Origin of the sequence: Hymenobacter frigidus, from assembly GCF_014640435.1 — a bacterium.
Classification (GTDB): Bacteria; Bacteroidota; Bacteroidia; order Cytophagales; family Hymenobacteraceae; genus Hymenobacter; species Hymenobacter frigidus.
Map to the genome: position 1 here is coordinate 25,488 of NZ_BMGY01000007.1, position 13,435 is coordinate 38,922.

Sequence of the window (13,435 nt, forward strand, 5' to 3'; positions counted from 1 at the left end):
AGGAAATTGCGGCTCAGACAGTATCGCCTCCGGAAACACAGCGGTACCAGGAATGCTGGCTGGCGCAGGTACTTCCGGGGCCCAACTGGTGGTACCGGCCGGTAATAGCAGGCGGGGTAATACGAAACGCAGGAAGAGCGTGAACACGAAGTGGATGAAGTGGAAAATCATCTACTTCGTGCCAGAGCCAGCATCTGCGTTGCAACCAGCCCGCAAATTATGCTGACGGCAGGGCCGTGAGTTGGTAGAGCACCGGCTTGCTGGGGCTGGCATCCAGCTCCAGGCTGGTGATTTGGATGTTGAGCAGGTAGAGGCCGTCGGCCACTTCGTTGGGCACGAAAATAAGCTCGGTGATGGTAGCTCCGAAGCGGGGCTGGACCGGGTAACGCCAGAAAGCGTGATGGGCCAGGAGTTGGCCGGCATCTTCTTCACGGTCAACGCTGGGCAGGTCGAGCAGGAAGTGCTGCACGTTGTGTTCGACCAGGAATTCGGCCAGCGCGGGCTCGATGTAAGTGGGGTTGGTGCCGGAGTACTGACGGCGGCGCTTGGCTTCGTCGTTGGGCAGCGTACGCAAAATCAGTGATTCGGGAATGGAGCGGTCGAGCTGATGGGCCAGGGCGGTCTGCACGTCGGCCAGCATCACCACGAGGTCGCCGTTGGGCTGCGGGCGCGGGGCCACGCTCACCAGCCGGGCCACAAACAGGAAGCGGCGCAGGCACTGGTTGAGCGTCACGGCTGGGTCGGGCGAGATGTGGCCGTAGCATTCGGTGTGCGTGCCGTTGCCGTGCGGCGTGACGTGAATGCGCTGATAGTTGGTGCTCCCTCCCAACGCTACGCTGCCCACAAAGCTGCCCACCCGAATGGTATCGAACTGCACGGGCTCGGCCCAAAAGCAGTTCACCTGGTCATCGCCGGGAGCCAGGGGCAGGGAAATATCGATGGGTGCGACGGGGTCGTAGGAGTACGTGCGGCCGGCGTGGGGGAAGGTGGGTAGCAAGGGCAGTTAGCGGTTGGCGAAAGAACGTCATGCTGAGCTTGTCGAAGCATCTTTACCGCAATAGTAAAATCAATTAGTTGCGCAGTAGAGATGCTTCGACAAGCTCAGCATGACCTGCTTACTAAGCAGTCGCGCATAAGTAACCGTAGTCAACCAAAAAGAACGTCATTCCGAGCTTGCCGAGGAATCTTGCCGGAGTCATCCGCGCCGCCCACTGGCGCGAGCGAGATTCCTCGGCAAGCTCGGAATGACGTTCTTCTTTATCCGGTTACTTATGCGTGGGCACTTACTAACTGATGTTACGCACGGAGTTGGCCGAGTTGGTGGTACATGGCTTTGAGCCCGACGGTATAGAGTTGGGCTTTGAGACGAAAATGCCCGATGCCGCACTTGAGCTTAAGCACTTCCAGTTTGGTGTAGGCCAGCACGGCGGCAAAGAAATGGGTGGCCTGCGTGGCCAGGGTTTTGGTGGGCGCCTTGCCCATGGACGCATTCTGTTTGAGCGACTTGTGGTATTCTTCCACTTTCCACCGTTTTTGGTAAATCGTGGTCAGTTGGGCTTGGTCCAGGTCGGTGTCGCTGCTGACCAGATACAGAATACCCTGGCTACCGTCTTGGTTTGTAAAGACTTGCCTGGTTACGAGCACCGCCTGCTGGACGGCCCGCAAATAGACGCGCAGGGGTTGCGTATCGGGAAACACCAGCGACTGCACAGGCTGGAAATGGCCGGCGGCCCGCGCGGCCGCGCTCAGGGCCACAGTGCGGCTGCTTTCGAGGGCAAAAACAAAGTGGTGGCCAAGGGCTCGCACCAGGGTCATGTTCTCGGCTGAGGCATACCAGGAGTCGGCCAGCAGGTAGCGGTAGGCCACCTGTTGTTGGGCCACGCGCAGCATCTGCTGCAGGTACTCGTTCTTAGTGAACGGGCTTTGATAACTCGTTTTCTGGGTCTTGGGCTGGTAAACGGGCACCGTTTTGCGCACCAGCTCAACGGCGATGGGTAGGGCTAGCTCGCCGGCTTGGTAGAGCAGGCTGACAAAGTTGAGGCCTTTGATGTAGCGCTGCTGGCTGTGGTCCCAATGGGTGCAAATTAGCTCGTTGGCGTCGGTGTGCGCCTTTTCCAGCACCGAATCGTCCACGATGAGCACGGCGAACTCGCCGGCCGGCCGCCGGGCCTCGGCTTGGCGAATCAGGGGCTTGGCCTGCCGCCAGATGTCGGCCGGGCCGTAGGTGGTCTGGCTCAGCCAGCGCGTGACGTGGTCGTGGCTCAACGCCCCATCCAGCAGCCGCGACAAGCCTGTGGCCGTCGTCGGGCCCGTCGAACTCAGCAAATAATCCGTGTACAGGTCCAGCGTGCAAGTCATCATAATGCGCCTAAACGAACAAACTAACCCAACCACTGCGTAACATCAGTTACTAATTCAGTAGCATCTTCAGCAGTGTCTCCTGCCGCAAGCTGGTTCAGAATTTGACTGATTTTATCGGCCTGGCTAATGATGATGAGGTGACCGCCGGGCAGGCGGTACTGGCTGTTCCTAGTCCCGGTGGGCAGCAATCGGTCAGTAGTCCCGTGGATTCGGATAGCGGGCGTGATTGGCTGGCCGGGCCATTGCAACAGCTGCGCAATGGCCCAGCGCGTGAAATCAGGGTCGGTATCGCGCAAAATATCCTTCAGCAGTTGGTAATCCTGCTCATTTTCAATCCCAAAAAACCATTTTGCTACACGCGGCAGCCGCGGCAATAGCCGCGGGGGTACCAGCCGGTATAGGCCAGTGGCGCGGGCCAAGCGGCCGGCCCAGGGCAGTTCGTGCGGCCCCGTAAAACTGGAAATCAGTACAACTCGTGACAGGGGGCGTAGCTGGGCCACTTCCAACGCCAACACGCCGCCAAACGAAACGCCAACCAGCCAGCAAACCTGGTTGATTGGGATTGCGGCCGCGAGGCGAGCCGCGTAGCGTGGCAATGGCTCCTCGGCCGTTTGTGGAAGCAGCCAGCGCAGGATATGTACTTCGCCCTGCAGCTGCAGGGATTGAAACACCCGCTCATCGGCCCCCAACCCGGGAATCAGGTAAAAGACAGGTGAAATCGGCTCCATATTAGCTACGAATCCATGCGTACGAACACACCTTCGAGGTAGAAGATGTTGTGCGGCTGGGGGTCGTCGGGGTCGCCATCGCCCAGTTCGTCGTCTTCGGTCGCGGGATAGGTGACAGACAGTTTCAGGGCCACGCTAGGCAGGGGCACGGGCGGCTTCGCGTCGGAGTTGTATTCGAGCAGGGCGGGCCAGTCGGCGGTGGCCAGGGCGTCGGCTACTTCTTCCTGGAGAGCTTCGGCTCGTTCGTGGGCGAGGCTGAGCAGGGTATCGAGCGACTTGAAGGGCAGCGCGAGGTGGAAGAAGTGGGTGTCGTTGTCAAAGTTCGTGGTGCCCCACACGGTCACGTCATCCGTGTTGTCGAATACGATGGCCACCACGTGAATCTGTTCCACGAAGAAGTCGGCATCGTCGGCAATACTGTCGCTGAGTAGCTTCATAATCACTGATTTTTACTGATTAACCGAGCTTTCACTGATTAGCGGAAGGCAGACAAACCATGAGTAGAATTTTGATGGCTAAAACAGTAGTTGCGTTTGCGATGGAAAACCGCATTCTGAAAATTCAGCAATAAATACCCGTCCACAAGCAGCGAAAGCTCGGTTAATCAGCGAAAATCAGTGATTGAAGAGTTCCAGCGTGATGTGGTCGGCCAGCAGCTTGCCAGCATCGGTCAAGGTAAGGACTTCGTTTTGGATAGTGGCCCAGCCGTTAGCCTGCAGCTCGGCGAGGTAGGCGGCGCGGGTGGCCGGCAGGTCGAGGCCGTGGTGGGTACGCAGGTGAGCCAGGTCGCAGCCGCGGGCGGTGCGCAGCGTGGTGAGCAGGTATTCGTTGGCGCGGTCGGTAGCGCTCAGCACGTCCAGGGTCACGGGCACATCGCCGCGCTCGAGCACGGCGGCCACGTACTGCGGGTTGTTGGCCAGGGTGGCCTGGCGGTTCTGGCCGTCGTAGCTGTGGGCGCTTGGCCCGAGGCCGAGGTAGGGCACGCCGCGCCAGTAGTTGCTGTTGTGGCGGCTCTCGCGGCCGGGCTGGCAGAAGTTGCTGATTTCGTACTGCTCGTAGCCGTGGGCGCGCATGGCGGCCAGCAACGCTTCGAACTGCGTGGCCACAAACTCATCGGGGGCGGCCTTGAACGTGCCCTTTTGCAGCCGGTGCCCGAAGGCCGTGCCCGGTTCAATAGTCAGGGCGTAGGCCGAAACGTGCGGCACGCCCAGCGCGAAGGCATTGGCCAGGTCAGCCTCCCAGATATGGTGGCCAGAGGCGGGCACGCCATAAATCAGGTCGATGGAGATATTCTCAAACCCCGCATCCTGGGCGCGGCGTACGGCCGTGGTGGACTCCCCGGCGGTGTGGGCGCGGTTCATCAGCCGCAGGTGGGGCTCGTAGAAGCTTTGCAGGCCGATGCTGAGCCGGTTGACGCCGGCCTGTTGCAGCTCGCGCAGCTTGGCGGTGCTGAGGTCGTCGGGGTTGGCTTCGAGGGTGATTTCAGCTTGGGGAGCCACAACGAAATGGCGGTGGATGGCCTCGAAAAGCTGGGCCAGCTCATCAGCCGTGAGCAACGACGGGGTGCCCCCGCCGAAGTAAACGGTTTCCAGCGTGGCGTTTGGCCCGAGGTAGGCGCGGCGCAGCTCAATTTCCCGCACGATGGCCTCTACCAACCGGCTTTTCAGGCCCAACGACGTGCTGAAGTGGAAGTCGCAGTAGTGGCAGGCTTGCTTGCAAAAAGGAATGTGGAGATAGAGGCCGGCCATGTTTTCAGTAGCAACGAGCGGGTAGGTAACGGGGCCGCTGTGAGGCACCGCCGGGCGCGTTCTATGCGCGGCCTTGCAACGGTTCCGCTACGCTGCAAAGATACCGCCTGCGTGCGGCGTTTATCTTCGGGAAATTAAACGCCGGCTTTCGCGTTGTGCCCCCGAATGGATAGGTTTCTACTGCGCTTTTGGGGAATACTGCTGCTGAGCTGGCTGGCCGCCTGGCCCGCCGCCCGCGCCCAAACGCCCGGCTTCAGCCCCACCGCGCCCAACCAGCCCGGCCTGGCGGCCCCGCCCCTGCCGCCCCCCGCGCTGGCTCCGGTAGCTGCGCCGCGCCGCGCACTGGCCCACCCCCGCGTGCTGCGCCTGGATGCCGAAGTGGCCGACCTGCCGCTGCTGCGTCGCTACAAAGTGCGCGGCTCCGTGCCCGATTCGCTGAGCGCGTTGCGCGAAGTGCGCGAGCTGGTGCGCGCCCTGCAGGGCGACGCCTACCTCACGGCCTCGGCCGATACCGTGCGCTGGACGCGCGACACCGTGCGGGTGCGCCTGTACGTGGGCGAGCAGTTTCGGTGGGCCTACCTGCGCAACGGCAACCTGGGCGACGGCCTGCTAACCCGCGCCGGCTACCGCGAAAAGTTCTTCCGCAACACACCTTTCGTGCCCGAGGACTGGGCCAGGCTACAGGAGCGCATCCTCACCGAAGCCGAAAACCAGGGCTTCCCCTTCGCCACCATCGGCCTCGATTCGGTGCAGCTCCGTGGGCATGACATTTCGGGCCGCGTGGTGCTGAAACGCGGGCGGGCCGTGGTTTTCGACTCGCTGCAAATCGTGGGCAACACCAAAACCAAGAAGCGCTTTCTCAGCAAGTACCTGCAGATAGTTCCGGGGCAGCCCTTCAGCCAGCAGCGGGTGATGGCGGCGGCCCAACTACTGCGCCAGCTGCCTTACGTAAAGCTGCGGGCTGAACCCGAAATCCGCTTCGCCAAGGGCCGGGCGCGGGTGTACCTGCTGCTCGACGAGCGGCCCAGCAACCAGTTCGATGCCATTGTGGGCATTTTGCCCAACGCCAACGCCGACCAGACCGGCGTGCAGTTCACGGGCGAAGTCACCATCAACCTGCGCAACATCAAGGGCGGTGGCAAGCAAGCGGGCCTGCAGTGGCGCAAGACTGATGCCCTCTCGCAGCTGCTGGATGCCCAGTACGTGCACCCCAACTTCTTCGGCACGCCGCTGGAGTTGGCCGGCACCTTCAATCTGTACAAGCAGACCGATGCCTTCACCATCATTCGGCCCCGGCTGCAAGTCACCTACCCCACGGCGCGGGCCGGGCGCGTGAGCTTCTTTGCCGAGCAGCGGGGTTCGTTTATCGAGGCGGTGCGGGACACCAGCGTGCTGCCCGCCAACCTCGATTCGCAGTTCAATTCCTACGGCGTGGGCTACGCCTGGAACAGCCTCGACGACCTGTTTTTCCCGCACCGCGGCTACCTTTTCAACGCCCAGGGCGCCGTGGGCACCAAAACTATCAGCATCAACACCGAGCTGCGGCCCAAGCTCTACGAGGGCATCCCGCTGCGCTCCACGCAGTATTCGCTGGCCGTGCGGGCCGAGCGCTACCTGCCCGTGAAGCGGGCCGGGGTGCTGCTGCTGCGTCTGCGCGGCGAAGGCTTATTCAGCCCGCGCCTGTTCACCAACGACCTGTTCCGGCTGGGCGGGCTGAACTCGCTCCGGGGCTTCAACGAAAACCAGTTTTATACGAGCTCTTACGCCGTGGCTACGGCCGAATTCCGCCAGTTTATTGGGGCTGATTCCTACGTGTTTTTATTCGCTGACCAGGCCTATTTGCGGCACGATGTGGCGAACGACCGGTACGCGGACCAGCCCACCGGCGTGGGCGCGGGCCTGAGCTTCCGCACGGCAGCGGGGCTATTTCAGTTCGTGTACTCCATCGGACAGGCCAAGCGTCAGCCTTTTGAGTTGAAGTCGTCCAAGATTCACTTTGGCCTGACCAGCCGGTTCTAATGCAGCGTGGACGCTGAGAGTCCGCGCCGGAACGAGCCACGCGCACAGCCCAAGGTTAGCCCGCCATTTCGTCCGCATTTTTTCGTCGCCAACCAGTTTTCCGCCACCCTGGCCGAAGCCTAAAAATTCTGGCGAAAAACCCAGCCAATACGGCTGAATTTCAGCATAGATAAGCCATAATTCGGATTGGTACATCATTTGTAATAGTGAGTCCGAAGCCGCTCTAAACCCGGCTATTTGCTATGAAACTTATCAGCTCGAAATTCATCCACAACATTGCCCCGCAGCTCGACTTGCTCAACACCATTGGTGGCGGCGTGGCCCAGCCCCAAATCCGGGTCGACCAGCGTCCGAAGGGCGTGATTCTGCGCGTGGCTATGCCCACCGTGGCCGCCGACCGGTTTCGCGTGGTCCTCAATAACCAAAAGCTCACCGTGTTTGGAGAGTACCGCCACGAACCCGATGACCAGCTCAGCGCGCCCCTCTTCGTGCAGACGCTCGATTTGCCCAACAACCTCGACCTGACCCGTATCGACGCGGTACACGAGGGCCAGGAGCTGCGCGTGCGCATTCCGTTTTCGAACACGAATGACCAGCAGCGCGAAATCGACATTCGCCACCAGTAAGTAGCGAGTTCTGAGCAGGCGGCAGTTGCCAAACAGCGACTGCCGCTCCTCCTCCCTACCAACCCAATCATAACGCCGGGACCGACCGGCACCGCAGTCCAGTGATAACGTCGGGACCGACCGACCAACTTTTCAGTTTTGGAATTTCACTCTTGAGCCACCGCCCACAGCGGTGGTTTTGCTTTTTACGCCACCCCGGCTACCCAAACAGGGGAATAATGAGCACGAAGCTCATAACCAGCGCCAGGTAGAACCAGCCCATTATCTGCCCGCGGTAGTGGCGCGGCAGGCGGTTGCTGAGCACCAGCACCGCCGTAATAATCAGGGCCAGGTGCGCCACAAAGAAGACCATCGTCTTCAGCCAGTTGCTCACAATGGTGTTTTCGGCTTGATTCTGGTTGCTTTCGCCCAAGCCCGAGGTGAGGTAGCGCAGGCCGTAGAAAGCCGCCGTTTCGAAGGCCACGAACCAGGCCAGGCCCGCCAGCAGCGCCGTTTTGGATGATTTTTTGGCGACGTCGGCCATGCCTGTTCGGTTATTACGGACGGGGCCGGCCCTGCACTTCGGCGGAGCGGGCTTTGATGTACAGTTCTTCGACCTTGGTGCGGGCCCAGGGCGTGCGCCGCAAGAAAGTGAGCGACGACTTGACGCTGGGGTTATCGGCAAAGCAGTTCATGTGCAGCCGCGCATCGAGCTCGGGCCAGCCGTAGGCCGCCACCAAATACTCAAGAATAGTGGTCAGGTTGACGCCGTGCAGCTCGCGAATGAGGTGGCCGGATTCGTCGCGGGCATCGGCAGTGCGGAGAAAAGACATAGCAAAAGGGGCAGGCGAAAGTGCAAAGTTGGCGAAAAGCCGGGGGCCAACGCACGATGGGTCGCGGCCGGGCGTTATTTTTGGGCAATGCCTCCGCTTTCCTCCGCTTCAGTTGCCTCGTCCACGGCCCCGCCCCGCGCCCCCCGGGGGCCGTGGCGACGCGGGCTGCTGGTGGCGCTACTGCTGAGCCTGGCGCTGGCGGGCACCTACTACCTGCGCCACCAGGTGCAGCTGAACCGCTACGCCCGCCGGGCCTGGGCCACCTTCACCAAAGGCGGCCTCACGGGACGCGAAAAAACGCCGCTGCTGGCCGGGTACTCGGTGCACGGCATTGATGTATCGGCTTACCAGGGCCGTATCGACTGGCGCACGGTGGCGCGCAACCGGGTGCGGTTTGCCTTCATCAAGGCCAGCGAGGGCGCCACGCTGCGCGACCAGCGCTTTGCCCGCAACTGGCGCGAAGCCCGGGCGGCCGGGGTGCTGCGCGGCGCTTACCACTACTTTCAGCCCAACCGCGACGGCCAGATTCAGGCCGACCTCTTTGCCCGCACCGTGCCCTTGGCTCCCGGCGACCTGCCGCCCGTACTCGATGTGGAAGCCGCCAACTTCCACGATGTGGCCGTATTGCGCCGCGAGGTAGCCCGCTGGCTCCGCCTTATCGAGGCGCACTACGGCGTGCGGCCCATCCTCTATTCCAACCACAGCTTTTATAAACGCCACCTGGCCGGGCATTTCGACGACTACCCGCTCTGGCTGGCGCACTACGAGGTGGAGCGCCCCAGCATGCCCCGCAACAAGTGGATAATCTGGCAACACTCCGACGAATCCCACGTGCCCGGCATTCGGGGCATGGTGGATTTCAACGTGTTTCAGGGCAACTTTACGGCATTGCAGGCACTGCGGGTGCCCGCCGTGGCCCGGCCCGCTAAGCCGAACACGCAAAAAGCCGCCCAACCATCGCTGCTACTCGAAGCGGGCAAGCCGGGCGGCCGCCGTAGCAAATAAGACTGCCCAAGGGCCTACATTTTGTCCTTCGATATCATTTTGCCGTTTTTATTCATTGTCGCTTTGTGCGTCATATTCCCGTTGTGCATTTTGCCGTCGTGCATTTTGACTTGCGTCTTGCCATCGGCCATTTTGCCGCTGGCCATCTTTTCGTCTTTTTTCATCATCTTGCCATCGCCCTGCTGGGCATGTGCCATCAGGAACGTACACGAGAGGGCGGCGGCCGAAGCCAATTTCAGGAGGTTTTTCATCATTGCGGGGAAAATGGGGTTGGGTGATGAATGAGGACGAAAGGTCAGCGGCAATTATAAATTTCAGATGAATTTGTATCAACAAGCTAAAGTTTTTTATTCCGGTATGTTGCCTGTACTGCTACTGGTGCTGGCCCTGCTGGCATCGTCGTGCAGCAGCAGCCGCAACGCAAGTACCGGCCCGAAGGCTGCTCCCAAAGCCCCGCGCGGCACCTACACTCAGAAAGGCCTGGGCTCGTACTACGCCAATAAATTCGCGGGCCGGGCCACCGCCAGCGGCTCCATTTACCGCCCCGGCGAAATGACCGCCGCCCACAACACCCTGCCCTTCGGAACCCTCATCCGCGTCACCAATACCCGCAACGGCCACTCGGTAGACGTGACCGTGACCGACCGGGGCCCGCACACCAAGGGGTACATCGTGGATGTATCGCGCCGGGCCGCCGTGCAGCTCGACATCATCGAGGCCGGCGTGGTACCGGTGGAGCTGACCGTCATTCGGGCCGCAACGGCCAACCGCTAGCCACTTTGCCATTTACCCCACTAGTTTCTCAAAACCCTCCCTGCCCATTAGCATGAACATCCGTAAGAAAGTGCGGTGGATTCTTCCTCCCGACACCAACCGCTACGCTGCCCTCGACCTCTGGGTACCCGCCGCCGAAGACGAAAACTGGGCGGAAGCCGAAATTCAGTATGTGATTACCGAAGTAGTAGAAGCCGAGAGCAATGCCGCCGGCCTGGAAATCCTGACCTGGTACACGGCTAACTAGCCAAGAGACTTGTTCCTGAATTAGAAAACTTGCCGTAGAACGTCATGCTCATCTGGCGTCCGCTTGTCGATTTCCTTTATTCGGGAACAAGTCTAATGGCTAGCGCACCTGAGGTGTGGGCCGAAACGCCACCCGCAGCCATACGCCAGCCAGCGCCGCCAGTCCGCCCACCAAGCCCGCAATCAGAGCCGTCACGATAACCAAAGCGACTGCGGAGCCGCCCAGTGGCAGTAGCTGCGCCACGCGGCGGGCCAGCAAACCATCGTTTTGATACGAAAGCCAAGCCGCAGGCACCAGCCAGCTGAGCCCTGCCCCAACGAAGCCGGCCCAGAATGCTACCTGACCCGTAGGCGCGATGGCCAGGCCCACGATGAACGCGACTACGGCCATGCTCCACCAAGGCGCATCAAGCTGCACGGCCGAGGCCAGCACAAAAATAAGAATTGGCAAAAGCCAGGGATTACGCCAGTTCATGCCAGCAAAGTAACACGAATAGCACCCAACAACGCCACCGGCATTGGGTACGACGGTGTATAATTACGGCGGGGTATAATCAGGCGGCATTCAGCACCTCAGCGTCGTTATTGGCCGGCGAGTTCACGCGCGTGCTGATGGCGTACTCGCGCATGGCAGCGGCATCGTAGGGCCGCAGCTGGTGCTGGTGCGCGGCCAAGCCCGCCCCGTCGTTGAGCCAGGCTTGCTCACCGGCGCGGTCGGGCAGGATGACGGGCATGCGGTTGTGAATGCCGGCCATCAGCGCATTGGGCTCGGTGGTGATGATGGTAAATGTGGGGTGCAGCTCGCCGGTGCTGCGGTCAAGCCATTCGTCCCAAAGGCCCGCGAAGGCGAAGGGCTGCTCATCGCGCAGCAGAATGCGGTGCGGCACCTTGCCCGCCGGCGTGGCCTGCCACTCATAAAAACTATCGGCCAGCACCAGGCAGCGCCGCCGGTCCAGCAGCTGCCGGAAGGAAGGTTTTTCGGCCAGGGTTTCGGCGCGGGCATTGATGGGCTTCGGGCCGCTGGCGGAACCGTGACCGGTAGGGTCCCGGCTCCAGCTGGGCACGAGGCCCCAGCTCAGCAGCTGAATCTGGTGGGGCGCGGCGTTGGTAATAACAGGCAGCCGCTGCGACGGCGCGGCATTGTAGGTAGTCGGGGCCGCGTCAGTGAATTGGGCATCGAAGCGCTGCTCAACTTTGGGAGCAGGGGTGATGAAGGTGTAACGGCCACACATGGCAAGGAGTGAGGTAAGCAAGAAGAAACCGGCTGTCATCCTGAACGCAGTGAAGGACCTTACCACGCCCGGACAAGTCGTCTGTACGACAATTGCTCGAACTTGATAAGGCCCTTCACTGCGTTCGGGGTGACAGTCGGTTAACGGAGGTTCATCTCCGCCATCAAGCCTTCCTTTTTACTTGTATAGCTGCTCGTAGTATTCCTTGGCCATACGGCCCGACTCAAACGCAGGCTCGACCTCTTTCATGGCAGTTTTCACCACTTTCAGAAAGTTCTTGGGCTGGTCGTAGTACATCGGCACCACGGTGTACTCCAGCACGTCGAGGAGAGCGGTGGCTTCCTGGTCGTCCTTCACGGCATCGGGCCGGGTTTCGTCGGCGTGGGCGATGAGGAAGCCGTTTTCGCCGTGGCGGCAGAATTCGGGAATCCAGCCGTCGGCGATGCTCAGGTTCACGCTGGCGTTCATGGCGGCGGTCATGCCGCTGGTGCCGCTGGCCTCGCGCGGGAAGCGGGGCGTGTTCAGCCAGATATCAGAGCCCTTTTTGAGGGCGGCCGACAGGTCCAGCTCGTAGCCGGTAAGCACGGCGCAGTTCTTCAGGTGCGCCGTACGCTTGATGATTTCATTGAACAACGCCACGGCACCGTAATCTTTCGGGTACGGCTTGCCGGCCCAAATCATCTGGATGGGGCGCTGGATATCGTTGGCTAGCTGCACAAACCGGTCGAAATGGTGCAGAATCAAGTCGGCGCGCTTGTAGCCGGCAAAGCGGCGGGCCCACACCACGGTCAGCACCTCGGGGTCGAAGATGTTGCCGGTCTGGTCGGCCACGATTTTGAACAGGTCCTTTTTCAGCTCCTGCTTGCGGGCCAGCAAGGCGGCATCGTCCTTGCCCTTGAGGGCGTCGGCCAGCTGCGGGTCGCGCCAGTAGGTGCCGTTCTGGCTGTTGGTGATGGGGATGATGGGGCAAATGCCTTCATAATGGCCCCACATTTCGAGGCTTACGATGCCGTGCACCTTACTCACGGCGTTGGCCTTGCGGGCAAAGCGCAGGGCGGTAAGCGTGTAGTTGAGCGAGTCGCCGTCGCCGATACGGGCCACGCGGCGGATTTCGTCCGCGGGCACCGCACCGAAAAAGCTCATGTCCGTGAGCAGCTTCATGGGGCGCTCCTCGTTGCCGGCCAGCTCGGGGGTGTGCGTGGTGAACACGAGGCGCTTTTGCACCTCGGCCAGGTCGCGGCCGTGCTTTTCGTAGAGGTAGAACGCCAGCGGCAGGCCGTGGCCTTCGTTGAGGTGGTAGACGTCGGTGTGGCGGCCCAGCAGGTCGAGCAACTTGCCCCCGCCCACGCCCAGCAGAATGCTCTGGGCCACGCGAGCGGCGGCGTCCGGGTCGTAGAGGTGGTGCGAGATGGTGCGCGAGAGGTGGTCATTCTCGGCAATGTCGGTGGTGAGGAAGAACATGGGCACCGTGCCGAACACCTCCGGGGCCAGGTACAGGGCCTTCACGTGCACATCGGCCCCGTGAATGGTGATGGGGAACACCAGGCCGGTGTCTTCGAGAAACGAGTAGTGCTTGTGGCGGAAATCAGCCCGCATGCTCTGGTCTTCGTTGCGCCCCTGGTCGTAGTAGCCAAAGCTCCACAGAATGCTGATGCCCACCAGATTCTGCTTCAGCTCGTAGCCCGAGCGCATGTGTGAGCCAGCCAGAAAGCCCAAGCCACCGGAGTAGGTTTTAAGGGCCTGGTCGACGGCAAATTCCATCGAGAAATACGCGGCGGCCGTCTTGTATTTGGCAGCCGGCGTGTAGGGTTTAAAGGTGAATGCCATAGAGAAATACAGCACGCGGACCACGGCCGCGCTCAGGAAAAATGCAAGGTGAAAAAA

At 61.2% G+C, this 13,435-nt stretch carries 16 protein-coding genes; 5 read left to right on the forward strand and 11 right to left on the reverse strand.

All coding sequences use genetic code 11. The features are described 5' to 3' along the window. Positions 1 to 217 precede the first annotated feature (217 nt). From IEW17_RS05305 to hemW, 5 genes are all read right to left on the reverse strand, one after another. On the reverse strand, positions 218 to 997 hold the full coding sequence (locus IEW17_RS05305; RefSeq protein ID WP_188560993.1) for a cyclase family protein: 780 nt from the start codon (positions 995 to 997) through the stop codon (positions 218 to 220). A gap of 299 nt (positions 998 to 1,296) precedes the next feature. After that, positions 1,297 to 2,364 (reverse strand): IS701 family transposase, encoded by a 1,068-nt coding sequence (locus IEW17_RS05310; RefSeq protein ID WP_444542860.1) that lies wholly within the window; start codon positions 2,362 to 2,364, stop codon positions 1,297 to 1,299. A 17-nt stretch (positions 2,365 to 2,381) separates the two neighbouring features. Beyond that, complete coding sequence (locus IEW17_RS05315) at positions 2,382 to 3,089, reverse strand: alpha/beta hydrolase (protein WP_188560995.1); 708 nt, start codon at positions 3,087 to 3,089, stop codon at positions 2,382 to 2,384. 5 nt (positions 3,090 to 3,094) lie between these two features. Next, entirely contained in the window at positions 3,095 to 3,526 is a 432-nt protein-coding gene (locus IEW17_RS05320; RefSeq protein ID WP_188560996.1) for a hypothetical protein, read from the reverse strand. Positions 3,527 to 3,703: 177 nt separating this feature from the next. After that, positions 3,704 to 4,837, reverse strand: a complete 1,134-nt coding sequence (gene hemW / locus IEW17_RS05325) for a radical SAM family heme chaperone HemW (protein ID WP_188560997.1) — start codon at positions 4,835 to 4,837, stop codon at positions 3,704 to 3,706. 165 nt (positions 4,838 to 5,002) lie between these two features. Between hemW and IEW17_RS05330 the strand changes: the two genes are divergently transcribed. Then, on the forward strand, positions 5,003 to 6,856 hold the full coding sequence (locus IEW17_RS05330) for a BamA/TamA family outer membrane protein (protein ID WP_188560998.1): 1,854 nt from the start codon (positions 5,003 to 5,005) through the stop codon (positions 6,854 to 6,856). Between the two features lie 242 nt (positions 6,857 to 7,098). Then, positions 7,099 to 7,482 carry an Hsp20/alpha crystallin family protein gene (locus IEW17_RS05335; RefSeq protein WP_188560999.1) on the forward strand — a complete coding sequence of 128 codons (384 nt, stop codon included), beginning with the start codon at positions 7,099 to 7,101 and terminating at the stop codon, positions 7,480 to 7,482. Positions 7,483 to 7,681: 199 nt separating this feature from the next. Here the strand turns inward: IEW17_RS05335 and IEW17_RS05340 are convergent, their stop codons facing one another. Then, a complete protein-coding gene (locus tag IEW17_RS05340) occupies positions 7,682 to 8,005 on the reverse strand; it encodes a hypothetical protein (protein WP_188561000.1) in 324 nt (107 codons plus the stop codon). Between the two features lie 13 nt (positions 8,006 to 8,018). Next, positions 8,019 to 8,294 (reverse strand): VF530 family protein, encoded by a 276-nt coding sequence (locus IEW17_RS05345; protein ID WP_188561001.1) that lies wholly within the window; start codon positions 8,292 to 8,294, stop codon positions 8,019 to 8,021. An 87-nt stretch (positions 8,295 to 8,381) separates the two neighbouring features. Here IEW17_RS05345 and IEW17_RS05350 point away from each other — a divergent pair, with 87 nt between their 5' ends. Beyond that, entirely contained in the window at positions 8,382 to 9,299 is a 918-nt protein-coding gene (locus IEW17_RS05350; protein ID WP_188561002.1) for a glycoside hydrolase family 25 protein, read from the forward strand. 14 nt (positions 9,300 to 9,313) lie between these two features. On the opposite strand, the gene IEW17_RS05355 is transcribed toward IEW17_RS05350, so the two are convergent. Beyond that, on the reverse strand, positions 9,314 to 9,553 hold the full coding sequence (locus tag IEW17_RS05355; protein ID WP_229748825.1) for a hypothetical protein: 240 nt from the start codon (positions 9,551 to 9,553) through the stop codon (positions 9,314 to 9,316). Between the two features lie 103 nt (positions 9,554 to 9,656). Here IEW17_RS05355 and IEW17_RS05360 point away from each other — a divergent pair, with 103 nt between their 5' ends. Together IEW17_RS05360 and IEW17_RS05365 are read left to right on the forward strand one after the other, a co-directional pair. Next, the gene (locus IEW17_RS05360; protein WP_188561004.1) at positions 9,657 to 10,073 is read left to right on the forward strand and encodes a septal ring lytic transglycosylase RlpA family protein; all 417 of its coding nucleotides are present in this window, start codon (positions 9,657 to 9,659) and stop codon (positions 10,071 to 10,073) included. Positions 10,074 to 10,125: 52 nt separating this feature from the next. Then, a complete protein-coding gene (locus tag IEW17_RS05365; RefSeq protein WP_188561005.1) occupies positions 10,126 to 10,320 on the forward strand; it encodes a hypothetical protein in 195 nt (64 codons plus the stop codon). Positions 10,321 to 10,419: 99 nt separating this feature from the next. On the opposite strand, the gene IEW17_RS05370 is transcribed toward IEW17_RS05365, so the two are convergent. From IEW17_RS05370 to glgP, 3 genes are all read right to left on the reverse strand, one after another. Continuing rightward, positions 10,420 to 10,770, reverse strand: a complete 351-nt coding sequence (locus IEW17_RS05370; protein WP_188561006.1) for a hypothetical protein — start codon at positions 10,768 to 10,770, stop codon at positions 10,420 to 10,422. 103 nt (positions 10,771 to 10,873) lie between these two features. Further along, complete coding sequence (locus tag IEW17_RS05375; protein WP_188561107.1) at positions 10,874 to 11,551, reverse strand: SOS response-associated peptidase; 678 nt, start codon at positions 11,549 to 11,551, stop codon at positions 10,874 to 10,876. 177 nt (positions 11,552 to 11,728) lie between these two features. Continuing rightward, positions 11,729 to 13,378: an alpha-glucan family phosphorylase gene (gene glgP, locus IEW17_RS05380; RefSeq protein WP_188561007.1), complete on the reverse strand. Its 1,650-nt coding sequence runs from the start codon at positions 13,376 to 13,378 to the stop codon at positions 11,729 to 11,731. Positions 13,379 to 13,435: the final 57 nt, after the last annotated feature.

Bases quoted from the DNA above. Each gene is read 5' to 3' on its own strand.
- IEW17_RS05330 (WP_188560998.1), top strand. From the start codon at position 5,003: ATGGATAGGTTTCTACTGCGCTTTTGGGGAATACTGCTGCTGAGCTGG.
- IEW17_RS05355 (WP_229748825.1), bottom strand. From the start codon at position 9,553: ATGATGAAAAACCTCCTGAAATTGGCTTCGGCCGCCGCCCTCTCGTGT.
- IEW17_RS05340 (WP_188561000.1), bottom strand. From the start codon at position 8,005: ATGGCCGACGTCGCCAAAAAATCATCCAAAACGGCGCTGCTGGCGGGC.
- IEW17_RS05335 (WP_188560999.1), top strand. From the start codon at position 7,099: ATGAAACTTATCAGCTCGAAATTCATCCACAACATTGCCCCGCAGCTC.
- IEW17_RS05360 (WP_188561004.1), top strand. From the start codon at position 9,657: ATGTTGCCTGTACTGCTACTGGTGCTGGCCCTGCTGGCATCGTCGTGC.
- hemW (WP_188560997.1), bottom strand. From the start codon at position 4,837: ATGGCCGGCCTCTATCTCCACATTCCTTTTTGCAAGCAAGCCTGCCAC.
- IEW17_RS05375 (WP_188561107.1), bottom strand. From the start codon at position 11,551: ATGTGTGGCCGTTACACCTTCATCACCCCTGCTCCCAAAGTTGAGCAG.
- IEW17_RS05320 (WP_188560996.1), bottom strand. From the start codon at position 3,526: ATGAAGCTACTCAGCGACAGTATTGCCGACGATGCCGACTTCTTCGTG.
- IEW17_RS05350 (WP_188561002.1), top strand. From the start codon at position 8,382: ATGCCTCCGCTTTCCTCCGCTTCAGTTGCCTCGTCCACGGCCCCGCCC.
- IEW17_RS05365 (WP_188561005.1), top strand. From the start codon at position 10,126: ATGAACATCCGTAAGAAAGTGCGGTGGATTCTTCCTCCCGACACCAAC.
- IEW17_RS05345 (WP_188561001.1), bottom strand. From the start codon at position 8,294: ATGTCTTTTCTCCGCACTGCCGATGCCCGCGACGAATCCGGCCACCTC.
- IEW17_RS05315 (WP_188560995.1), bottom strand. From the start codon at position 3,089: ATGGAGCCGATTTCACCTGTCTTTTACCTGATTCCCGGGTTGGGGGCC.
- glgP (WP_188561007.1), bottom strand. From the start codon at position 13,378: ATGGCATTCACCTTTAAACCCTACACGCCGGCTGCCAAATACAAGACG.